Below are 23,318 nucleotides of genomic sequence, written 5' to 3'. Positions count from 1 at the left end.
CCCTGCGCCCACAGCACCGCTGAAGCCGCGTGAGCAGCACCACCGAGGCCGCGCGAATCCTTTTGCGTTGCGATAGGTTAAACTATCCCATAATGGGAGAGTCAAGGGATGCCGGTGTATAAATCGTGAAGGAAGGCATCAGGAAGGGCAACATACATGAAAGGCGAGCTGCTAAGCATCGGCGAAGTATCGAAGATGAAGGGCGTGGGCGTAAAGTCGCTGCGATACTACGAGCGCATGGGCGTGCTGCCGCCGGTGTATGTGGATCCCGAGAGCGGATACCGCTATTACTCCATGCGCCAGATGGTGGATATCGACATCATCACCACCTGCATTGACCTGGGAATCCCCTTGAGAGAGCTGCGCGATCACATGGACGACGGCGGCATCGCCGATCTGGAAGCGTTGCTCGCATGGAGCCGCGAGATTGCCGTCCAAAACCTGCACAAGGCGGAAATCACCTTGAGCCAGCTGGACGGCTACCTCGACGAAGCGTGCACGCAGAAGCAGCTCGCCAAGCAGCCCACCCCTTACGAGCGCGACCTTCCCAAGCAGCTGCTATTGTGCAAAGAGTGGCCGACAAAACGCTTCAACCTGAAGCGCTACACCACCGCCACAACCGAGCTGTACGAGCAGGCCAAAGCTGCAGGCGTCATTCCGCTGTACGCTCAAGGACTGGTAAGTTTTGCCGAAAGCGCATCCATAACCCACAACACAGGGTCTGGCACGCTTGCTTCCAGCAACGCCACAACCCCTGATGAGAAGGCGCATCGTCGCACGTGGCACACGTTCGTCGCCGCCGCGATTCCCTCATGGATGACCGCCCATCAGGCGCACGAAGAAATTCGTGCGGCAGGCGAAGGGCGTATGCGGGCGATTCCCGCCGCCACGTTCCGCGGATGGCGCATAGGGGCGCCCACATTGACCGACTGCTTCGAATCGCTGTTCGACCGGTGCGACAACACGAATAGCACCATACTCGCAACAGAAATCTGGGATGCCGGCATCAACGGTGCCGACTATGCGGTCGAGGTGCTCACGAGCCTCTAGCAGGTTGTTGATAGATTGTCGTTAACAGACCGTGAGGTAACCTCCCCGATAGCGAAGGATGCGTTGTTGCCTTTCTTTACCCATTTCACCCGTTTCCGTCCAGAAGACCAATGACTAGTAATCGACATTTCGCCTACGGAGCTACCGTCGTTCTCCATCACGGTGTCGCAAAAATCAACGCTGACACGCCCATGTGGTCAAAAATCTATCGAATGGGCGGATTAGAGGTTCGCTCGATAAGGCGTGGTCATTATTTCATCGAATGGGCGAAATGGGGGTTCGCGGAATCCCAGTTATCTCAAACTGTACGCCATACGATGCGGCATTTGCGGTTTACAGGCCATTAGCCTGACCATCATCACCCTTCCCGCCGGCAAAACCAGTCTCACTACGACAAAAATGAATCCTCCATTCGCCCATTCGAAGCCCTTTTGACCAAGAGTCGGATTTCCAATTTGTGAATCGCCCATTCGAGCGAAAAATGACCTCTTCATGCCGTCTCAGGCCGACACTAAGCAGGCAAATTGCCTCGTCTCAAACCCTGTCTTGCGCCCTATAGCCCTAAGCAAGCCTAATCATAAAAAACGGCGGCCACATGGACCGCCGCAATGCACTTGATTTATCTGACTCTGACTTTTGTTGAATTTACTCTTCGTCTAAATCTGCTTACTCCTCGTCGAGAGCAGCCATGACCTCGTCGGTCATGTTCATGGTGTGGTAGACGCTCTGCAGGTCCTCGAGCTCCTCCAGCTTGTCAACCAGGCGCATGACCTTCTTGGCATCATTGGGGGTCACGTCGGTAGGGGTGGTGGGTTCCATGGTCATCTCGGCGCCCTTCACCTCGACGCCCTGCTCCTCCAGACCGCGCTTGACAGCCATCAGATCGGTGGGGGCGGTGTAGACGATCCACTCGTCGTCAGCGTCCTCGTAGTCGGAGCCGCCGGCCTCGGCTACGGCCATCATGAACTCGTCCTCGTCAGCGGCAGCACCGTTGGGCTTGACGGGGTTCTTCTTGTCGCCCGTCTCAACCTCCTTGGCCACCATGACCTGGCCCTTGCGCTCGAACATGAAGGCAACGGAGCCGCTGGTGCCCAGGTTGCCGCCATGATGGTTGAACGCGGCGCGCACGTCGGCGGCGGTGCGGTTGCGATTGTCGGTCAGAGCCTCGCAGTAGATGGCCACACCGCAGGGGCCGTAGCCCTCGTACACCACGGTCTCGTAGTTGGCAGCGTCCTTGCCCGAACCGAACGCCTTGTCAATGGCGGTCTTGATCTTGTCCTTGGGCAGCGAATAGCCCTTGGCCTTCTCGATTGCGGCAGCCAGCGACGCGTTGTTATCGGGGTTGGGGTCGCCGCCTTCCTTCGCCGCAACGGTGATGTTGCGGGAAAGCTTGCTGAACAGGGCGGAGCGCTTCGCGTCCTGCGCGGCCTTACGATGCTTGGTGGTTGCCCATTTAGAGTGGCCTGACATAATCGCCTCTTTCTTGCTATCCATCGGAAACGGCGACATGCAGGCCTGCGCCCTCGCCGACCATTGCTCCGCCGCACGACGCCTTCTATCGAAGCGCCCTGCGACGCGCCGCGTTCCCGATATCGCTCTTAGGAAAATTCCGACGCGCTAGTTTACTGCAAAACCCCTGCATTCGTAAAGAAAAGGACGATTATCACCACGTCATTGCCATAGAGCGGCGGCAAAGACCAGAAAAAACCAGACCCAGAGACGGGCACGAAGGCCGACACAGCACGACAGGCGCAAGAGCCCAGACGTAAAGGACGTCAAATGCACGGTGAAACGAAGCGAACTGGGCAGTTTCACCGTAGCTTTTGACGCCCTTTGCTGGAGAGGGGAAGCTTGAGAGAATGAACGGTTGCGAGGTCGAGACCCCCTGCGCCGTTTGGCGAAGCCGCCTCCACCACCTCGCTTAAAGATGAGGGCGTTTGTGCGCGCCAGTCGCCACGCGTTTCGTTAATCCCGCTTCACGTGAGCCGCCACTTCGTGAATGCCGCGGCCGGGCTGGGCGAATTCCTCCACATGCGCGCGGTCAACATCCTCGATGGCATCCAGAAGCTCGCGGCTGGCCTCAGTGGCCTCGGCATCGGCCACCTGCAGGTTCGCATCGGCGCCGGCGCTGGTCACGTACACCACGCCGCGCTTGGCATCGGCACGCGCCGCAGAAAGCAGCACCAAAAAGCCCACGATGCCCGCCAACGTGGACGCCGCGAGAATGGCGGCCTTCGCGCAGGTGACATCGGCAGGATCCACATACGCCAGGTTGGCCACGAAGATAGCCATGGTAAAGCCCACGCCGCCCAGGATGGACGCGCCGAATATGTGGCGCCAGGTGACGTTCTCAGGCAGATGCGCCAGCTTAAACACTTTCACCACGGCAAAGCTGAACAGCATGATGCCGATGGGCTTGCCCAGCAGCAGGCCGAAGAATACGCCGAACAACGCCGGGTTGGCAAAGAAGCTCGCCGAGTCGGAGCCCACCAGCATGACGTCGGCGTTGGTCAGCGCGAACAGCGGCAGAATGGCGAAGTACACCCACGGATACAGCTTGTGCTCGAGACGCGTGGCGGGCGGAATGGCAAGACGCGCCACGGAGGACAGGTTGCTCACGTTGCGCATGTATTCCTCCTGGCCGATGATGGGCTCACCAGGTTTGTAGGCCTCATGCGCCTGACGGATCTTCTTGCCCGACCACGCCGTGAAGCTTTTCAGGTTCACGCGCGAGCCCGACGGAATCACAAACGCCAGCAGCACGCCCGCGATGGTGGCGTGCACGCCGCTCATGAACACGCAGTACCACAGCACCACGCCCACCAGCAGATACGGCACGAGCGAGTACACGTGCGCCTTGTTGAGCGCCACGCCCACCAGCAGCACCACGGCCGCCGCCGCAATCCAAGCAAGGCTGGGAGCCTGGCCGTAGAAAATCGCGATCACCAGAATGGCGATGATGTCGTCGGCCACGGCCAGCGTGGACAAAAACACGCGGATGCCGCTGGGCACGCGGCTGCCCAGAAGCGCCAAGATGCCCAGCGCGAACGCGATGTCGGTGGCGGTGGGCACGCCCCAGCCGCCCGCCGTGGCAGGATTGCCCGCGTTGAAGATGCTGTAGATGACGATGGGTGCCGCCACGCCGCCGCACGCCGCCACGATGGGCAGCAGCGCCTGACGGATGTTGGTGAGCTCGCCCACGGTCATCTCGTACTTGATTTCCAGGCCTACCAGCAGGAAAAACACCGCCATGAAGATGTCGTTGATCACATGCCCCAACGACATGGAGGCCACGGCATCGCCGAAGAAGATGCCCACCGGCTCGTGGATAAAGTGCTCGAACGCCTCGCCTGCCGGCGAGTTCACCACGATGAGCGCGGCGATGGCGGCAAGCAGCATGATGCCGGCGGCCTTGGTTGCCGAATGGGTGAATTCGACGACCTTGAGGTAGCGCACCTGATGACGGCTGACTTCTTTGATGAACAGGGGCTGGTCGCCGTGCCCGCCCTGGTTGGCGGATGCGTGCTGGCTGTTGGGGACGTGCTGGTTTTCTTGGGTCATTCGCTCTACTCGTTTCTCTTCGGGAGAATGGCCTTATTATCGCGCTTCGTCTTCATGCGCGCGAACGCGCGACGCTTTGGATCATCATGGCGCGTCGCGGTCTTGCGAAAAAGCATGGGCGTCATTATATCCAGCAACCCCGCCCCCATTGCCCCCGATTGCTTCCGTCGCGAAATTGTCACCAAAATACCGACAATACGACCGGGCGCCCCAGCGTGCGGGCGCCTTGGCACGCACCGACGTTCGCGGCCAACCGAATTGACATTGGAAATCGCTTTTCTCTTTTCTAAACCGCGCATTGGCTTCACAATATCCTTGAGCACGAATCGCGCATCGAACCTGACGCGACAAGAACCACGCCGCACGCGAAAGGCACACCATGAGAACACCCTCATCTGAAGCACGTCCCGCCTCCACCCACGAGGCAAACCTCATCATCGTGAGCCGCAACGTGTTCACGGGCGTGGAGGCACGCCCTAGGCCGTACAGCTCCCGCGATCGCATGCTGCCACCTCTGCCGAGCATTCCCTTTCCCCCTCCGCCTGACGCAGAGCCCGCCGCCGTGTGCGTGCGCGACGGACGCATTCTTGCCGTGGTGGACCCCGCCGACATCGATGCCTTCCGCACGCCTGCCACGCGCGTGGTGGATTACGGCGACGCGTTTGTATGTCCTGGCCTGCACGACGCCCACGTGCACGCCTTCCACAGCGCGCTGTACGCGAGCCCCTTGGCCGAGAACTTCCTGGGCGAAAGCGAGGCCGACTGCGTGAGGCGCATGCGCGCCCTTGCCGCCCGCAAGCCGCAGGGCTGGCTGCTCTCGCAGGGGTGGCGCGAATACCGATGGAACCCGCCGGTGCTTCCCACCAAGCATTCGCTGGACGCCGCCTTCCCCGACCGCCCCGTGGCCATGTATTCCGGCGACGGCCACACGCTGTGGCTCAACTCGCGCGCGCTCGAGGAACTGGGCGTGACACGCGACAGCACGCCCCCGCAGGGCGGTACCTACGAGCGCGACGACGCGGGCGAACTCACCGGCATCGTGCGCGAGGCGGCCGCCATGGAGCTTTTGCCGCGCATCATGGCGTCGTTCTCGCTGGACGAGGTAACACAGGCATATCGCGGCTTTTTGCGTCGCATGGCGTCGTGCGGCATCACCGCCATCTGCGACATGAGCCTTGCCGCCAACCCCGGCATGGACTTCATCCGCGACGACGTATGGAGCAGACTGCTTGACGCCGGCGAACTCACCGCCCGCGTGCACCTGTTCCCCACCCTGACCGACGACCTGAGCCGCTTCGAGGCCATGCGCCGCGACCTGCGCGGATGCATGCTGCAGGCGTGCGGTTTCAAGCAGTTCTTCGACGGCGTGTCCAGCCAGCACACCGCCTACCTCAAAGACCCCTACACCAACGCGCGCTATCCCGGCGACCGCGGGCATCTGACCGTGTCCTACGACCGCATGCGCAAGCTGGTGCTGAACGCAAACGGCATGGGCTACCCCGTGCGAATCCATGCGATCGGCGATGAGGCAATTCATTTGGCGCTCAACATTTTCGAAGAGGCGGAAAGGCTGTGCGGACGCCCCTCGATGCGGGCGAATGGGACGAGCACGCCCGGACGCAACACGCTTGAGCATCTGGAAAATCTGCAGTACGACGATATCGAGCGCCTGGCGCGTCTAGGGGTGGTGGCATCAGTGCAACCGCCGCACATCACGCTTGACCCCGGCGGCCCCGAGCGCGATCTGGGGCCGGAGCGCTGCCGCTGGATGTGGCCGTTCGGAACGTATCTGGACGAAGGCGTTCAGATGGCGTTCGGCACCGATGCGCCTGTGGTTGACATCAACCCTATGGCAGGGTTGTATACTGCTGTGACCAGGAAGGATGCAACGACGCATGAGCCCGACGGCGGATGGCTGCCCGAGGAGCGCATCCCCATGCGCGCCGCGCTTTCCGCCTACACGTACGGGTCGGCCTGCGCGGCGGGCGTGGAAAGCATGACGGGCACGCTCGAAGCGGGCATGGCGGCCGACATCGCCGTGTTCGACCGCGATCTGACGGGCGACGAGGTGCGGCTCGACCCCGAGCTCATCCTGGATACGCACGCCATCGCCACCTTCGTGGCAGAGCGGCAGGTGTTTGGGGAGTGAATTGTGCAGAAGATGCTCCGTGCAACATTCGGAAAAACATGAATGGCCTGATGAGAGCTCTTATAAGAAATGCTATGCCTTTTGGAAACGCCGTCGTGATAACTGTCCGATGAGGCGATTCAAAGACATAAAAGTTTTAGGAGAAGCTATGCGACGCACGAAAATCATCTGCACACTGGGGCCGACGGTCGACGGTGAGAGCATGCTGCGGGCGCTTCTCGAAGCCGGCATGGATGTGGCGCGCCTGAATTTCAGCCATGGCAGCCACGAAGAGCACGCGCGCCGCATCGCCGCCATAAAGCGCCTGCGTGAAGAGATGGGTGTACCGTGCGCCATTATGCTCGACACCAAAGGCCCCGAGATCCGCACCGGTTCGTTGCCTGGCGGAAAGCCCATTACGCTGCATGCTGGGCAAACCGTTACGCTCACCAGTGATCCAATCACGAACAAAACGGATAGCCGCATCCTCCATGATTGTCCCGCCTTGGCGGAAAGCCTTGCGCCCGGCGCGCACATCCTGCTGGACGACGGGCTCATCGAGCTTGAGGTGGTGCGCATCACGCCGAGTGCATCCCCAGCTCCCGCGCCTGCCAACTCAATCGCCACGCACGACGACGCGCATCACGATTCCATCCCCTCCGACATCATCTGCACCGTGCTCAACGACGGCGTGCTGGGCCGGCGCAAATCCATCAACGTACCCGGCGTGCAGCTGCCGCTCCCCGCAGTGACCGAGCAGGACCGCGCCGATCTGCTGTTCGGCATCCAGCAGGGCGTGGATATCGTGGCCGCGTCGTTCGTGCGCGACGGAGCCGGCGTGCAAGAGATCAAGCAATTCCTCGCCGACCACGGCGGGGCTGGCATCGCGGTGGTTGCCAAGATCGAGGCGGCGGGCGCACTCGACCACATCGCCGACATCGTGCACGAGGCGGACGGCATCATGGTGGCCCGCGGCGATTTGGGCGTGGAGGTTCCCACGTACCGCGTTCCCCACCTGCAGAAAGAGATCATCCGCCTGTGCAACCGCGAGTCCAAGCCGGTCATCACGGCCACGCAGATGCTCGATTCCATGGTGCGCAACCCCCGCCCCACGCGCGCCGAGGTGGCCGACGTGGCGAACGCCATCTACGACGGCACCGACTGCGTCATGCTTTCGGGCGAAACCGCCTCGGGCGCGCACCCCGTCGAAGCCGTGCGCACCATGGCATGCATCGCCCGCGAAACCGAACCGCATCTGTTCGAGGAACATGAGCCCGACCGACAGCGCATCCACGCCCGCGCGTCGCTTGCCGTTGGCATCGCCGCCGTTCAAACGGCCGAAACGCTGGACGCCGCCTGCATCATCGCCCCCACGGTGTCGGGCCGCACGGCGCGCCTCATCTCCAAGCTGCGCCCCCGCATGCCCATCTACGCGGTGACCCCCGACGAGCACGTGATGCTCCAGATGCAGCTGAACTGGGGCGTTGTGCCGCTGCTGGACGACATGCAGGGGGCAAGGCGCCAGGTCATGGGCAACGCGATAGCGAAGGTACAAGAGGCGGGATACGTATGCCCGGGCGACATCGCCGTGATTACCACCGGAGACGCCGAAACTGCCCCCGATGAGGACATTCGTCCCGACGATGCGAACATCGCCCCCACCAACGTGATGCAGGTGGTGCAGATTCGATAGCCATTCCCGGGCGCGTTGTGTGAGACGCATGGCTACACACGGACACGTGGACGCAGGTCGCGTCACAGAATGGCAACGCGTGGCACCAATATGGTACGAAGTGCGCTACCATAGCAATGAACAAATACTTTTCCGCAGTAAAGCGGAAGCGAAGTCGCCGGCACCATGCGCAGGCGACACGAACCAAGACATGTTTTCGTGGAAAGCCTTCGCCCGAACGGTGGACGAGGGCCGACACTAGAAAGGACGGAAAGCATGGAGATCAAAGTCATCGGCAGGAAAGTCACGGTAACCGACGCGCTGAACGAGTACGCCACCGAAAAAATCGGCAACGCGATGAAGGTGCTGAGCCTTGACATCCCCACCGCCGAAGTGGTGCTGCGCGTTGAGAAGAACCGCCCCGTTCCGTGCATCTGCGAAGTCACGCTGCGCCCCAAGGGCCACACCATCCATGTGGAAGAGCACGAAGAAGACATGTACGCCGCCATCGACGTGGCAGCCGCCAAGGTGCTGCGCCAGCTGCGCAAGTATAAGACCCGCGTCATCGACCATCGCATGAAGGAAACCCTGAAGGCTGCCGAGCCCGCCATCGAGCCCACGGGCGTCGATTTCGACGAGCTCATGGCTGAGCTTTCCGCGGACGACGAAGTGGTGCGCGTGAAGGAGGTCGAGTTCACCCCGCTGACCGAGGAAGAGGCGCTGGTGCAGATCGACCTTTTGGGCCACGATTTCTTCGTGTACACCGACCGCGACACCAACGAGGTGCACGTGCTGTATCGTCGCACCGGCGGCGGTTACGGCCTGCTCAAGCCCAAGGCGGAATAGCGGGGCGTTCGGCGCACGCGGCTTCGCAAGCGGCACGCCACAACGATGCGGCACGCTCAACGCAAACCGCACACAAACCATCGGGGAGCCTTCGGGCTCCCCTTTTTGTTGCCTCAACTCTGTTCTTCTCGTGCGGCGTCTTCCCCATGACGCGAGGTCGCCATGTACGCTGCGGCCAAATCTAACAGGCTACATACGAAGAGGAGCAGCCATGGAAATCAAAAACGTCACCGTTGCAGGCGCAGGCGTGCTGGGAAGCCAGATCGCGTTCCAGACCGCCTTCAAAGGATTCAACGTCACGGTATGGGTGCGCAGCGACGCGTCCATAAAGCGCGCCAAGCCCAAATTCGCCGGATTGGCGCAAACCTACGTTGATGCGCTCGAGGCCATGAAGACCGACCTCGCCGCCTACTGCCGCGGACTAGCAGCATCCGACGCGAGCGCCGAAGAGCTCGACGCGCTCAAGGCCAAAGCGCACAAGGCGCTCGCAAGCATTCGCTTCACCACCAGCTATGAGGAAGCCGCCCGCGACGCCGACCTGGTCATCGAGGCCATCGCCGAAGACCCCGCCCAAAAGACCGCGTTCTATACCGAACTAGCCGCCCACCTGCCGGAGCGCGCCATCGTGGTCACCAATTCATCCACGCTTCTGCCTAGCATGTTCGCCGAAGCCACCGGCCGCCCCGAAAAATATCTGGCGCTGCACTTTGCCAACCAGATTTGGAAGAATAACACCGCTGAGGTCATGGGGCATGCGGGCACCTCGCAAGAGGCATTCGACGCCGTGGTAGACTTCGCTGCCGCCATCGGGATGGTGCCGTTGCCGCTTCATAAAGAGCAGCCCGGCTACATCCTTAACAGCATGCTGGTACCGTTCCTCAACTCGGCGCAGGCACTTTACGCTACGGGCGTGGCAGAACCCGAGGTCATCGACAAAACGTGGATGCTTGCCACCGGTGCGCCGATGGGTCCCTTCCGCATCCTGGACATCGTGGGGCTGACCACCGCCTACAACATCGTGGCCATGAATCCGCAGGCAAACGACCCTGAATCGGTGCCGGGCAAAATCGCCGCGCTCCTCAAGGAAAAGATCGACGCCGGCAAAACAGGCATTGCCGCCGGCGAAGGGTTCTATTCGTACCAATAACGTCTCCGACAGCAAAAGTGTTGCCCACGATGAAGACGCACGCGGAAGCGTCCCCCGCCGCGGCACTCGTCGTCTTGCGTCTCAGGGAAATTCCTCTCGCTATCTGATGGCAATACTTTGCGTTTGGTGGACGTTTCGGAATTCCTATTTCCTGGTTTGGCAATTTCTTTCGTTCGGTGGACATTCAAACAAAACTTTTTAGGCAACTTTTTTCGGTAGTTCGACCTTTCCTCCAAAAATCGCCGATTGTGCACCGAAGCCGGACCACTTTACGATGCTCATAAGCCAAATTGGTAAACCAATCGATGAAAAGTGGCGAGATTTTCTGTCAGGGCGTCCACCGAACGAAAGAAATTGCCAACATCGCAAATGTGAATTTCAAAATGTCCACCAAACGCAAAAAGTTGGCTGCCAGAGGGGCCCCGCAATCCCATACGAAAAGAGCCCCGGCAATATCGGGGCTCTGCTTTCTTGCGAATATGCGATGGTGAAATCTAGTTGTTTTCGTACCGCGCCAGGAAGTCCTGCGTGCGCTTGTGCTGGGGATGATTGATTACCTGATCGGCAGGACCCTCTTCCACGATCACGCCGCCGTCCATGAACACGATGCGATCAGCCACGTCGCGTGCGAATTGCATCTCATGCGTAACCACCACCATGGTCATGTGCTCGGTCGCAAGCTGTTTGATCACCTTGAGCACCTCGCCGGTGAGCTCGGGGTCAAGCGCGCTCGTGGGCTCGTCGAAGAACACGATCTCGGGGTTCATGCATAACGCACGCGCGATGCTCACGCGCTGCTGCTGGCCGCCGGAGAGCTCGCAGGGCACCTTGCCCTCGTTACCCTCCAGGCCCATCTTGGCAATAAGCTCGCGCGCCTGACGCTCAACCTCTGCCTTGTCGCGCTTCTGCACGCTGACGGGCGCATCCATGATGTTCTTGAGCACCGTGTAGTGCGGGAACAGGTTGTAGTTTTGAAACACCAGACCAAAGCGCGATTTCGCCTGCTTAATCACGTCCTTGGCGCCATAGACGGCCTTGCCTCCCTCGGTGTGCGCCACCTGCAAATCGCCGTAGGACAGCTCGCCCGCGTCGAACGTTTCCAGCAGCGTCGCGCACCGCAAAAGCGTCGACTTGCCGCCGCCCGACGGGCCGATCACGGCCACCACCTCGCCGGGGTACACCTCCAGCGAGATATCCTTCAGCACCTCGACCTCGCCGAAACTCTTCTTCACGTGCGCCATGCGCACAATAGGGTTCGTATCAGACATGAACACTCCTTAACCTTTGGGAGCAACTACATCATACAAGCAGCATGCACTCGATCTACGGAAACGGAACGAAACAGCGAGAACGAATCCGGCGAGTCGAGTTGCCCCGCCTTGGGGCCAAGCCGCCTTCGTGCGGCGCCGTGCCCCAAACAAGGGGCAAAACGGCCGCCAGATTCGTTCGCAGCGTCGCAGCGTCCCACGCGTGGCAGCGCCGTTCGGGCAGAACGGCGCAACCCGTTAGTCGTGGTAATAGTCGAGTTTCTTTTCCACGCGGTTGAGCACGACCTCCACCACGAAGTTGAACACCCAGTAGAACACGGCGGCGATCACGAACGGCACCATGCTCACCTGCGACGCCACGAGCGCCTTGGCGGTGCTGAACATCTCGGCCACGCCGATGGCGAACGCGAGCGACGTGTCCTTCACCAGCGTGATGATCTCGTTGCCCATGGCGGGAAGGATGCGCTTAACCACCTGGGGCAGCACGATTTTGCCAAACGTCTGCAGGCGCGAGTAGCCCAGCACCTCGGCAGCCTCATACTGACCCTTGGGGATGGATTGGATGCCGCTACGATAGATTTCGGCGAAATATGCCGCGTAATTAATGATGAACGCGATGATGGTGGCGTTGAACTTGGAATCGGTAGTCAGCTCGATGCCGAACACGTAATACGGCGCGAAGTAGATGGCGAACATCTGCAGCATGAGCGGCGTACCGCGCATGACCGAGATATAGAAGCGCACGATAAGCGCGAGCGGCTTGAAGCGGCTCATGCGTCCCAGCGCCACCACGATGCCTAACGGAAGCGATCCGATGAGCGTCAGGAAGAAAATCTGCAGCGTTACCAGGAAGCCTTCTCCCAGCATCGTCAGCATGGTGGTTATTTCCACGAACGTCCCTTTCTCCAACATTCTGATGCGCGGTGCATGCCCTCTCGCGACGCATGCGGCACACATGGTTTTGCGAAGCCCGCCTGGCCCACACGCTAAAAACGTGAAGAGCCATTCTACCCCTACACGCGCAAATCGCGGAAGGAAAATTCCTCCCGCGATTGTGCCTTATCAGGCTGATCGCCGTTACCAGTCGCGAAGGTTTTGCTTGCTAACTTCGCCAATCGTCGCACCGCAACAGCCTGCATTTCGAGTTACGCCAGAATCCAGTTATCGTAGGTCAGGCCGTACTCGGCATACTTGTCGCACAGCTCCTCGACCGTACCGTCGGCGACCATTTCTTTGAGCGTCGCGTTCACGGTGTCGGCCAGATCGGTGTCGCCCTTCTTGAAGCCAACGGCGTAGTGCTCGGACGAAAGCGCCTCATCAAGCTGGGTGTACACGTCGGGCTTCGCGCTCATCTGGTACTGAGCGATGGACAGGTCGCACGCCACGGCATCGACGGCACCGGACTCGAGCTGCATAAACGCGGTGTTGTAATCGCCGATGGTTTCCAGGCTGGCGAACGTGGCAGCCAGATCGGCCATGCCGCCCTCAAGCACGTCAAGCGCCGCGGAATCGACCTGGGTGATAACAGCCTTGCCCGCAAGATCATCGAGAGAAGCGATGCCGCTGTCAGCCTTCACCACCACAACCTGCTCGTTGAGCATGTAGGGCTCGGAGAAGGTGTAGTCGTTCTCGCGCCCCTCCATGGTAAAGCCGTTCCAGATGCAGGTGATAGCGCCGCTGTTGAGAAGCGTGTCCTTGGCGTCCCAGTCGATAGCCTCAAGCTGCAGCGTCCAGCCGTTGCGCTCGCACACCTCGGCCGCAAGATCCAGGTCGAATCCGGTGAACTCGCCGTCGTCGCCCACGAAGCCGTACGGCGGGTACGACTGGTCAAAGCCCACGATGAAGGTGGTCAGAGAAGAAGGGTCGGTAGCGGCAGACGCGTCGCCGCCCTCTGCAGCGTCCTTGGAGCCGCCCGAGCAGCCGGCAAGCATAGAACCCGACATCGCGGCAACCGCAGCCGTACCCATCAGCATCACGAATTTTCTTCTCAGCATATCGATCCCTCTCCTTGAATCATTTTCTAGCGTTTCATTGGCCGCCGCATTGCGTTTGACGCGAAGGGCGGCGTGCTTTTTCCTTGGTGGCACTTTAGCGTGCTAAAGTGTGCGAGCAAGAGTATAGCACAGCAGCGTGCTAGAGTGCAATGCGCACACGATTCGCCCAGCGGTCGGCGGCATGCTGCGATCGCTGATGCGCACACAAAAGGCGCCCAGCACGAGGACCGAGCGCCTTAAACCAACTTGAGTCAAAAGCAATCCGCATATCACCCCTGCGGACACATGAATTCGAACTTACACCTCGACGTCAACGTAAGGATTGTCGGGGACGGCGTTCGTGAGCACCTGGAAGAAATCCTGCACGCGACCGGCGCATTCGCGCACGTCATACCACAGCTGGTTCTCATAGGTGCCCGTGTCGCTCACCGCGCCTATGGCGTCCATGCCCACGCCACGCGCATCGTATACGGCGCGATACAGGTGATATTCCTGCGTGACCACCACCGAGCTCTGCGCCCCGAACACGCTATGGACACGCCACATGGTGTCATAAGTGTGATACCCGCCGGGATCGCAGTAGACGGCATCGGCAGGAACGCCCTGGTTGATGGCGTATTCCTTCATGGTGGTGGGCTCATCGTAGTTGGAAGCGCGCCCGTCGCCCGACATGACAATGATAGGAGCCACGCCCTGGTTGTACAGCTCGATGGCAGCATCGACGCGGTTTTTCAAGATGGGAGAAAGCGTGCCGTCGGCATAGACGCTGGCGCCCAGCACGATGATGCAGTCGTACGTCTGCCCCGATTCCGCAACGGCAGCAGGAGTAGGCTCGATATGCGGCTTGACCGAAAGCACCGTCCACGCGTTGATTCCCACGAGGGCAAGAACAGCAAGCAAGAGCACGCTGGCAATGCCTTTGAATATGCCGCGAATCACGCTGCCGACCGTCCTTTCCGATGCCTCGCCATCGATCAATCGCCCTCTGGCACCCGACGCGCTTGGGTTTGTTGCGCGCAAATGCCTTAACAAACTTCAAGAAAAGTTGAAGCATCATCCTAGCCTACGCATGGCCGATAAAAAGCCGGCCCGTCCAACCTCCACATGCGCAGCATCTCAACTGCATCGAATGAGCATCGGAACGCCAGAACGAAACCATGAGTGCGCAGGGACTTGCGGAATCCTACAGCGGCACAAACCCCAGAAGCGCGTACATCGCGATGCCCACGACGATGCACCACACCATGCTCTTGGTCTTGGCGGCCACCAGCACCACCACGGCTGTAGCAATGAGCGGCATAAGGCCAGGCCAAATGCCGTTTGCAAACATGCTGGGAGAAAGCAGGTCGTTGGCGACGAGTGCCGCGAAGCACGCGGGCGGGATATAGCCCAGAAGCGTTTTGGTGCGCGGCGAAAGCTCGCGGTCGGAAAGCACGCTGATAGGAATGAGACGCATCAAATACATGCCGATGCACATGAACGCGAACAGAGGAAGAAACTCAGGCCAGGGCATCGCGCGCCTCCTCTCCCGTGCAAAGCGAGGTAGACGGCGTCAACGAAGCAGAGGCGGTCGCGCACGATGGCGCCACATCGTCCTTTTCGTTCATTCGGTTCGAAGCGCCGGCAGGATTATCACCGTTAGAAAGTCTTTCCCCGTCACCGCCATGGCCCAGCTTTTCGCCAGCAAAGAAACCGACAGCAACACCGATAATCGCGCCCAAAATCACAGCGATGCCATCAAGGCCCGCGAGCTTCGCGACAAACACGCCAGCGATGGCGGCACCCGCAGCCAAAAACGTGCTCGCGCCCTTGAGCTGGCCCACCAGCATGCACACGAAGATGCAGGTCACGCCGAAACTCGCCATAGCGGCAGGCAGCGAGATGAAATTGACCAGAACCGCGCCGGCGAACGTGGATACGCCCCACAGCACCTGGTTCGCGGTGTTCACGGCGATTATCTGGTTCGCGGTCCAGCGCTCCCCGGAAGAAAGGCGGTCCATGTTCACGCCGAATCCCTCGTCGGTCAGGTTCCACGCGAACGCGAACCGACGGAGGAACCTCATGCCGCGCGTATATGGCGCCATGGCGGCGCTGTACAAGATGTGCCTCGATGACACCAGCATCACGCTGGCGAGCACCGTAGGCATGGCGAAGCCCGCCATGAGCATGTTCTGCATCATGGCCTGGCCGGCTCCCGACAGAAAGAAGAACGACAGCATGAACACCTGAAGCGGCTCGAACCCGAGGCTGGCCCCGATCATGCCGAATGGGATGCCCACGATCACATACCCGATGGCCACGGCGGCGTCGGCCCGCACTACGGCTTTGACCTGCGCCATCGAAAGCCCCCGCGCCTCAGGCGAAGACGAATCGAACATGCGCCCTCCTTCCTTCTACGAAAAAGGAACCGCCCGTTGAGGACGGTTCCTTCGCATCGAACCTGCGAGTCTTTCGGACCCGTTACTTGACAACGATATTGACCAGGCGACCAGGAATCACGATCTTCTTGACCACGGTCTTGTCGCCGATCGCGTTCGCGGCGGCCTCGAGAGCGGTTTCGATGATCGCATCCTCGGCGGCGTCGGCGGCCACGGTGATGCGCGCCTTCACCTTGCCGTTGATCTGCACGGCCAGCTCGACCTCGTCGGCCTTAGCCTTTTCGGGGTCGAACTCGGGCCATGCCTGCTCATGCACGCTGTCCTCGTGGCCCAGCACGGTGTGCCACAGCTCTTCGGTCATGTGCGCGGCCATGGGCGAGAGCAGCTTCACCAGCGTCTCGGCCACATCGCGACCCAGCTCGGCGTCGCGCGCGGCGGGCGCGGCCTTGCGCAGGTAGTCGCCCGCAGCGTTGGCCAGCTCCATCATCGCCGAAATGGCAGTGTTGAAGTTGTTGCGCTCGAAGTCGTCGGTCGCCTTGCCCACCACGCGATGGCGCTCGCGCAGCAGCACCTTGGCGGCTTCCGCTGCCTGGCTCTCGGAGCCCGGCTGGTACAGCGTCTCCTCGCCGGCCTGACCCATCAGGTCGTACACGATGCGCCACACGCGGTTGAGGAAGCGGTAGATGCCGCCCAGACCGGCCTCGTTCCAATCCAGGTCCTTATCGGGCGGCGCCATGAACAGGATGTAGGTACGCACGGCATCGGCACCATAGGCGTCCATCATCTTCACGGGCGATACCACGTTGCCCTTGGACTTGGACATCGTTTCGCCGTTTTCATCCTTCACCATGCCCTGGCACAGCAGGTTGGTGAACGGCTCGTCGAAGTCCAGCATGCCCGCGTCGCGCAGCACCTTGGTGAAGAAGCGCGAATACAGCAGGTGCAGAATGGCGTGCTCGATGCCGCCGATGTACTGGTCCACCGGCATATAGCGGTTCACCAGCTCGCGGTCGAACGGCGCCTGGTCGTTGTGCGGGTCGCAGTAACGCAGGTAGTACCAGCTGGAGCAGGTGAACGTGTCCATGGTGTCGGTCTCGCGGCGCGCGGGCTTTCCGCACTTGGGGCAGGTGCACTCCACGAATTCCTTGTGGTCGGCCAGCTGCTCGCCCTTGGTGATGTCCAGATCCATGGGCAGCTCGACCGGCAGATCCTCATAGGGCACGGGCACGATGCCGCAGTCGTCGCAGTAGATGGCGGGGATGGGGTTGCCCCAGTAGCGCTGACGCGAGATCAGCCAGTCACGCAGGCGGAACTCCACCTTGCGACGGCCGGTGCCGGCGGCCTCCAGGTCGGCCACGATGGCCTCCTCGCCTGCGGAGTGCTTGCCGCCCATCATGCCAGTGTACTTGCCGGACTGCACGAGCGTGCCCTCGGCGGCGTGCGCCTCAGCCCAATCGACAGTCTGGGCGCTGAACTGGGCAATCACCTCGTCGCGCGTCTTGCCGGATTCCTCGACCATGGCCGCGATTTCGTCCTCCATGAGGATGATGGGCACGATGGGCAGGTCGTATTTGCGAGCGAACTCGAAGTCGCGCTGGTCGCCGCAGGGCACGGCCATGACGGCTCCGGTGCCGTAGTCGGCCACAACGTAGTCGGCCACCCACACGGGCACCTTCTGACCGTTGATGGGGTTGACCACGTAGCGGCCGGTGAACACGCCGTGCTTTTCGCGGTCGCCCTGGGCGCGCTCCACGGCGCTCACCTTTTCGGACGCGGCGATGAGATCCAGCACGGCGGCTTCCTGCTCGGAGCCGGCCACCAGCTCTTTGAGGCCCTTGTACTCCGGCGCCAGCACGAAGAAGCTGCAGCCGAACAGCGTGTCGGCACGCGTGGTGAACACGGTAATAATGTCGTCGGCGGTAGGCTCAGCGGGCGCGTTGCCGTCCTTGTCGCACAGCACGAAATCGACCTCGGCGCCCTCGGAGCGGCCAATCCAGTTGGCTTGCATCTGCTTGACGCGCTCGGGCCAGCCTTCCAGCTTGTCCAGGTCGTCCAGCAGCTCCTGCGCGTAGTCGGTGATCTTGAAGTACCACTGCTCCAGCTCGCGGCGCTCCACCGGGTTGCCGCAGCGCCAGCACACGCCCTCGGTCACCTGCTCGTTGGCGAGCACGGTGTGGCACGATTCGCACCAGTTCACGGGGTTGCTGCGGCGCTCCACCAGGCCCATCTCCCACATCTTGAGGAAGATCCACTGGCCCCAGCGGTAGTATTCCTTGTCGCACGTGCGCACCGTGCGGTCCCAGTCGTACGACAGGCCCATGCGCTTGAACACGCTGCGCTGGGTTTCGATGTTGCCGTAAGTCCAGGTGGCGGGGTGGCCGTTGTGCTTGATGGCCGCGTTCTCGGCGGGCAGACCAAAGGCGTCCCAGCCCATGGGATGCAACACGTCATAGCCGCGCATCTTGTTGTAGCGGGCGATCACGTCGCCGATGGAGTAGTTGCGCGCATGACCCATGTGCGGGTCGCCCGAAGGGTACGGGAACATTTCCAGCACGTACTTCTTGGGCTTGGATGCGTCGCCCTCCATCTTGTACTGCTCGGTCTCTTCCCAGACCTTCTGCCAGCGCGGCTCGATCTCGTGGGGGTTGTACTCTTTCATCTCTCCTCCTGACGGCCGCCCCTGGCGGCACAGGAGACTTTCAGAACCCGCTGCGCCTTCAGTCACGACCGATAAGGTCGCTCCTATCAGGCGCAGCGGAACCTTCAAGCCTCCTGCACTCGCCAGTGACGCCCTGACTTTGCTAAAGGCGGATGCTGCTCAAATACGAATTTGCCTATTATACGGCGAGTTTACGGATTTGAGAAAACCAACGTGCGCGTTACGTGGAATTAACGTCCTCGACTCAAGATGCTGGAATTTGCTCTTTACCGTTCGCCAATTAATCCTACGGTATAAAGAGGCACACTTCGCACATTCCCATCCGCCCCGAAGTTCTTACCCGAAACACGGATGATGTAAGGGCATCCGTATTTCTCGGCAAAACGATTCGCGCTCGTAGACGCAACTCGCCTTCCCGACTTAACCTCGACGGGCACAACACCGTCTTCGAGTTTGATGACAAATTCCACCTCGTGGGTGCTCTGCATGCCCCAGTAATACGGCTTGAGTCCCGAAACCACAAGCTGCTGCATTACATAGTTTTCTGCCATGCCGCCGCGGAAACGAGCGCTCCTGTTGTCTTTTTCTTCAAAGTCGGCAGGCGTTGCATCATAAGCGCACGAAAGCAATCCCGTATCAGCGACATAAATCTTGAAGGAAGATGGATTCTCGAACGACTTCAGCGGAGAAACCCCCTCGGATATCTGCGTGCATTTGGACACGACCCCCGATGCCACAAGCCAATCGATCGCGGAAGAGTACCGCTCCGCCTTGGCGCCGCTGGCGACGTACTTCCATATGAATTTCGTCGACCCGCTTTCCTTGGCGAGTTGAGACGGCAAACTCTCCCAACATTCGATGATTTTGGCTGCATCGGTGTTCGTCGCGTATTTCGCCATATCCGCGACATACGCCACGCGTAAAGCCTCTTGGATTTCCCTCACTTCGTGCAAAGGCCTGCCATTCGCATGCGCCAAAACTGCTTCGGGCATTCCACCTACCAGCAGATATGATTGATACAGCTCCATCAACCTCTCATGCAAAGCACAAGGCGCGAAACTTCGATATGATTGCCTCGCAAGGTCGAACGCCATCCCTTCGTCAAGCGCCCAACAAAATTCCTCGAAATCCATGGGATGCATAGTGAGCATGTCCACGTATCCGACCGGAAATGACCCCTCGCGCGCCACATGAACACCCAGAAGACTTCCCGCAGCAACAACGTCATACCCAATCGCGTCGGTGCAGAAAAACTTAAGCGCAGTTATCGCACGATCGCATTCCTGAATCTCATCAAACACGATGAGCGTATGCGCTGCATCGATTTTGCGTCGAAGCAACGCCTCTAACGTGGCGATAATCGCAGCTGGTTCAAGACTGCCGTTGAATGCCGCCTTCATTTGGGGTTGCTTGTAGAAATCTATATAAATTACCTGGTCATAATTCGCATGAGCAAATTCAAGAATGGAAGTGGTTTTACCCGTTTGACGAGCACCGAAGAGCATGAGCGGCTTCTTGGAGTCCGACTGCTTCCAGGCAACTAGCTTTTCAGAAATCTTTCTTTTCACCCATGCCTCCGTCCATTTATCATTCCTGTTTTCGAAATTATCTCCATTTTCGGAGATAATTTCTAGAAAAAATATCCAAAATCGGAGATTATTTCGATTTCTATAACATGATAAGGAACGTTTGTTCGTATTAATGTTACACTCTCTTACACACAAAAGCAGCTAGAGAAGGCGGCCACATGATTATCAACACAGGTGGACGGACAGATACCGTGCAGTACTACAGCGAATGGCTGCTGCGCCGTTTCGAGGAAGGCTACGCGCTCTCGCGCAACCCGCTGTTCCCACGCAAGATTTCACGGCTGGAGTTTTCGCCCGACGCGGTTGATTGTGTGGTGTTCTGTTCGAAAAACTACCGCCCCATCCTGCCTCGCCTGCATGAAATTACCGACCGCTTCAACAGCTACTGCTACTACACTATCACCGCCTACGGGCACGACGTGGAGCCAGGCGTACCACCCATCGACGAGAGCATGCAGACGCTCATCGAGCTGGCAGGCATAGTAGGCCCGCAACGCGTGGCCTGGCGCTACGACCCCGTGCTGCTTACCAAAACGTACACCGTGGAGCGCCACCTGGAAACGTTCGACCACATGGCGCGCACACTGGCGCCGCACATCGACCGCTGCATCTTCAGTTTCGTGGAGATATACGAGAAGGTCAAATTCAACATGCCCGAGCTGGTGATGCTCACCGAAGAGAGCATGGACGAGCTGGCGCGCGGCATGGGCGAAATCGCTGCAAAATACGGCATTTACCTGCAAACATGCGGAACCGACGGCGACTTTTCGCGCTATGGCATTCATCCGTCAGGATGCATGACGCTCGATATTCTGGGCGCTGCGAACAACGTGGAGTTCCGCACGCTCAAACACAAGGGAATGCGACACGGCTGCCACTGCATAGAAAGCCGCGACATCGGCGCCTACGACACCTGCCCTAACGGCTGCAAGTACTGCTATGCCAATAAAGACCCGCGCAAAGCGGCGGAGAACTTCAAGCTGCACGACCCTACCTCTCCCCTGTTGCTGGGAAGCGCAAGGTCAGACGATGAGATTACCCAGGCCACGCAGAGGTCGGTCTTGGCAAAAGAGAGGCAGCTGGGGTTGTTTGAGGTGTAGAGCGGACGCTCTTAAACCCCATGAGAAGACGAAAACGCACATTGCCGCACGCTAATCACCCGATATCTTCAACGTCTTATACAAATAGCGGCATGCCGCCCACAATCGTACGAAACGCCACCTTAAACGCCTATTTCACAAGTCTCTTGCGCTTGATGGCCTTCATGTAGTTGTTCTTGAATGTATGCGCGGTGCCGAACATCTTTTCATCGGTGCGCGTTTGCTCCTTGTTGCGGAACTTGTGCGCTGTGAGTTCAAGAGTGCACAGCATATCTGCAGCCTGGGCAAGCATGAAGTCGGATGAATTTGTCTTGCGGTAAAGCACGCTTTCCTTGGAAAGCACGTATTCGACCGCCATATGCAGAGCCCTTGCCACGATTGCCTGACCGTCGTCATAGTAGACCTTGACCTTATCGAACGACTGAAAACATTCCAAGTTGTCGAATAGCAGATTGGTTATATCGCGACGCATTCGCACAACAAATGCGTCCTTGCCGGCGAGCTCACTTCGTTTGTAAAGGAACGTATGATACCGAATGGGAAGATGCTGCACGTCGATATGAAATAGCGTGAAATATGATTTTCTTTCTTTGAAACTCATATTTGCATAGTCGTCATGGCCGTTGAGCAACGGACCCGCATGAAAAGGGATATCCTTCAAGCCCCTGTCCAAAATACCTTGACGATGCTTTTCTATGTTATCCGCGATATCGAGATCCTGATCATGGAACACAAGCGTGAGCACGTAGTATTTCGAATGGCCGTCCTGTCCACCCGACTCATCGGCGAAAATACTTAACTCTCGCAAGCTCTCCCCTTATAACAAAAATGCGGGAGGACACCCCCCCGCGATTTGGAAGAAACGCCTATGCGGCGTCTCCATGAATGTTTATAGCATGGCAGTGCCTTGATGTCCACCGCTCGCACGACAGCTTCCTTCGGGACGATGAAAGAACACTGCTTCATCATTGCATCATGACATTTTGCACTGTCGAACCCCGGATTTGAGCAATCATCTTAATGCCGTCATGCAATTGTTCTGCTATTTTCGGCGAGTCATCAAGACAATTGAGCAATCGTCTTGCGTACGCTTAGCAATCACCTCGCTAAGAGCATAATCGAGCTGCTCTTGCATCTCCTCGGCAGGCAGAGAAGAGCAGGCATCCAGAAGCTTTCCGCATGCGCCCGCAAGACGCATGTCGCACTTTCGAAGCAGCGAAGCCTCCGGACCATCCGACATCAAAATAAAGCCGGTAATCTCCGAATGACGCTTTATTATTCTGCCCCGATGGATGCTCATGGCCTCACTGGCATTGCCCGAAACGGTGAAGTATGTCTCGTTTGCAAATTCGCCGTTTTCGGGCTTGCTCAAAACCTGAACCCCAGATGTGCCTATTCCTCTTTTTTGAACGCCAATAACTCCGTCTCCAATATGAAGAGAAACATAGCGCTCGCCCTTCACAGCAACCGCGAGCAATGTAGACGCCAATTCCCGCAGCTCGCATGGCACATACGGCAGCTCTTCCCTACTGGGCAGATTCAATATATCGCGCGTCTCATCTGTGGGATCTATTCCCGTTTCCGAAAGATTGACAAGCTCGCTCTGGACTCGCTCGACAATGGCCTTTTCCGCCGTCCTGCCATAAGGAAATGCGCGAAACAAATCGTCAAAATGCTCCTCGAGCAATACTGCGGCAGAAGCCAAAGCAATTTCCGCTCCGAATTGCGAAAACCTTGCCGAACCGGCACCGTCCGCAAGCAAAACGCAATGAAACCCACTCATATCATTCGAATGCGTGAAAACCCTGTCTTGACACGGTTGCATATCGCGATAGTGCGATACCCCTTGGCATATGCTGCCGCACGTTGCCCAATCGCTATTTCCATTCATTGGCATATCCTTGTTAGCCCCATGCTTATATAGTC

Annotated in this window: 18 protein-coding genes; 6 read left to right on the top strand and 12 right to left on the bottom strand. The window is 59.2% G+C overall.

All coding sequences use genetic code 11. The annotated features are described in order from the left end of the window. Window positions 1–156 precede the first annotated feature (156 nt). On the top strand, window positions 157–1,050 hold the full coding sequence (locus Q0J60_RS08255; RefSeq protein ID WP_294440446.1) for a MerR family transcriptional regulator: 894 nt from the start codon (window positions 157–159) through the stop codon (window positions 1,048–1,050). 666 nt (window positions 1,051–1,716) lie between these two features. Here Q0J60_RS08255 and Q0J60_RS08250 read toward each other — a convergent pair. Together Q0J60_RS08250 and nhaA are read right to left on the bottom strand one after the other, a co-directional pair. After that, window positions 1,717–2,520, bottom strand: a complete 804-nt coding sequence (locus Q0J60_RS08250; RefSeq protein WP_294440448.1) for a YebC/PmpR family DNA-binding transcriptional regulator — start codon at window positions 2,518–2,520, stop codon at window positions 1,717–1,719. A gap of 495 nt (window positions 2,521–3,015) precedes the next feature. Then, window positions 3,016–4,611, bottom strand: coding sequence for a Na+/H+ antiporter NhaA (nhaA, locus tag Q0J60_RS08245; RefSeq protein ID WP_294440445.1), 1,596 nt, complete (start codon window positions 4,609–4,611; stop codon window positions 3,016–3,018). A 379-nt stretch (window positions 4,612–4,990) separates the two neighbouring features. On the opposite strand from nhaA, the gene Q0J60_RS08240 reads away from it, so the two are divergent. From Q0J60_RS08240 to Q0J60_RS08225, 4 genes are all read left to right on the top strand, one after another. Then, window positions 4,991–6,760, top strand: a complete 1,770-nt coding sequence (locus Q0J60_RS08240) for an amidohydrolase (RefSeq protein WP_294440444.1) — start codon at window positions 4,991–4,993, stop codon at window positions 6,758–6,760. Window positions 6,761–6,908: 148 nt separating this feature from the next. Then, a complete protein-coding gene (pyk, locus tag Q0J60_RS08235; RefSeq protein ID WP_294440443.1) occupies window positions 6,909–8,432 on the top strand; it encodes a pyruvate kinase in 1,524 nt (507 codons plus the stop codon). Window positions 8,433–8,687: 255 nt separating this feature from the next. Next, window positions 8,688–9,257, top strand: coding sequence for a ribosome hibernation-promoting factor, HPF/YfiA family (gene raiA / locus Q0J60_RS08230; protein ID WP_294440442.1), 570 nt, complete (start codon window positions 8,688–8,690; stop codon window positions 9,255–9,257). 211 nt (window positions 9,258–9,468) lie between these two features. Further along, window positions 9,469–10,404, top strand: a complete 936-nt coding sequence (locus Q0J60_RS08225) for a 3-hydroxyacyl-CoA dehydrogenase (RefSeq protein ID WP_294440441.1) — start codon at window positions 9,469–9,471, stop codon at window positions 10,402–10,404. Window positions 10,405–10,898: 494 nt separating this feature from the next. Here Q0J60_RS08225 and Q0J60_RS08220 read toward each other — a convergent pair whose 3' ends face one another. The 8 genes from Q0J60_RS08220 to Q0J60_RS08185 all read right to left on the bottom strand — a co-directional run bounded on the left by Q0J60_RS08220 (window position 10,899) and on the right by Q0J60_RS08185 (window position 20,427). Beyond that, complete coding sequence (locus tag Q0J60_RS08220) at window positions 10,899–11,672, bottom strand: amino acid ABC transporter ATP-binding protein (RefSeq protein ID WP_294440440.1); 774 nt, start codon at window positions 11,670–11,672, stop codon at window positions 10,899–10,901. A gap of 237 nt (window positions 11,673–11,909) precedes the next feature. After that, window positions 11,910–12,548 (bottom strand): amino acid ABC transporter permease, encoded by a 639-nt coding sequence (locus Q0J60_RS08215; RefSeq protein WP_273121244.1) that lies wholly within the window; start codon window positions 12,546–12,548, stop codon window positions 11,910–11,912. Between the two features lie 269 nt (window positions 12,549–12,817). Then, the gene (locus tag Q0J60_RS08210; RefSeq protein ID WP_294440439.1) at window positions 12,818–13,666 is read right to left on the bottom strand and encodes an amino acid ABC transporter substrate-binding protein; all 849 of its coding nucleotides are present in this window, start codon (window positions 13,664–13,666) and stop codon (window positions 12,818–12,820) included. Between the two features lie 297 nt (window positions 13,667–13,963). Next, window positions 13,964–14,605 (bottom strand): vancomycin high temperature exclusion protein, encoded by a 642-nt coding sequence (locus tag Q0J60_RS08205; protein ID WP_294440438.1) that lies wholly within the window; start codon window positions 14,603–14,605, stop codon window positions 13,964–13,966. 244 nt (window positions 14,606–14,849) lie between these two features. Continuing rightward, window positions 14,850–15,179: an AzlD domain-containing protein gene (locus Q0J60_RS08200; RefSeq protein ID WP_294440437.1), complete on the bottom strand. Its 330-nt coding sequence runs from the start codon at window positions 15,177–15,179 to the stop codon at window positions 14,850–14,852. After that, entirely contained in the window at window positions 15,166–16,044 is an 879-nt protein-coding gene (locus tag Q0J60_RS08195) for an AzlC family ABC transporter permease (RefSeq protein ID WP_294440436.1), read from the bottom strand. The genes Q0J60_RS08200 and Q0J60_RS08195 overlap by 14 nt, the downstream gene beginning before the upstream one ends. Before the next feature lie 82 nt (window positions 16,045–16,126). After that, complete coding sequence (gene leuS, locus Q0J60_RS08190) at window positions 16,127–18,703, bottom strand: leucine--tRNA ligase (protein WP_294440435.1); 2,577 nt, start codon at window positions 18,701–18,703, stop codon at window positions 16,127–16,129. A gap of 266 nt (window positions 18,704–18,969) precedes the next feature. Continuing rightward, a complete protein-coding gene (locus Q0J60_RS08185) occupies window positions 18,970–20,427 on the bottom strand; it encodes an ATP-binding protein (RefSeq protein WP_294440434.1) in 1,458 nt (485 codons plus the stop codon). Window positions 20,428–20,450: 23 nt separating this feature from the next. On the opposite strand from Q0J60_RS08185, the gene Q0J60_RS08180 reads away from it, so the two are divergent. Next, window positions 20,451–21,392, top strand: a complete 942-nt coding sequence (locus tag Q0J60_RS08180; protein ID WP_294440433.1) for a DUF1848 domain-containing protein — start codon at window positions 20,451–20,453, stop codon at window positions 21,390–21,392. 130 nt (window positions 21,393–21,522) lie between these two features. Here Q0J60_RS08180 and Q0J60_RS08175 read toward each other — a convergent pair whose 3' ends face one another. Then, window positions 21,523–22,200, bottom strand: a complete 678-nt coding sequence (locus Q0J60_RS08175) for a DUF3800 domain-containing protein (RefSeq protein ID WP_294440432.1) — start codon at window positions 22,198–22,200, stop codon at window positions 21,523–21,525. 234 nt (window positions 22,201–22,434) lie between these two features. Continuing rightward, window positions 22,435–23,283 (bottom strand): PP2C family serine/threonine-protein phosphatase, encoded by an 849-nt coding sequence (locus Q0J60_RS08170; protein WP_294440431.1) that lies wholly within the window; start codon window positions 23,281–23,283, stop codon window positions 22,435–22,437. Between the last annotated feature and the right edge of the window lie 35 nt (window positions 23,284–23,318).

Source organism: uncultured Slackia sp. (assembly GCF_944321625.1).
Taxonomy (GTDB): domain Bacteria; phylum Actinomycetota; class Coriobacteriia; order Coriobacteriales; family Eggerthellaceae; genus Slackia.
This window is presented reverse-complemented; position numbering and strand designations above follow the sequence as displayed.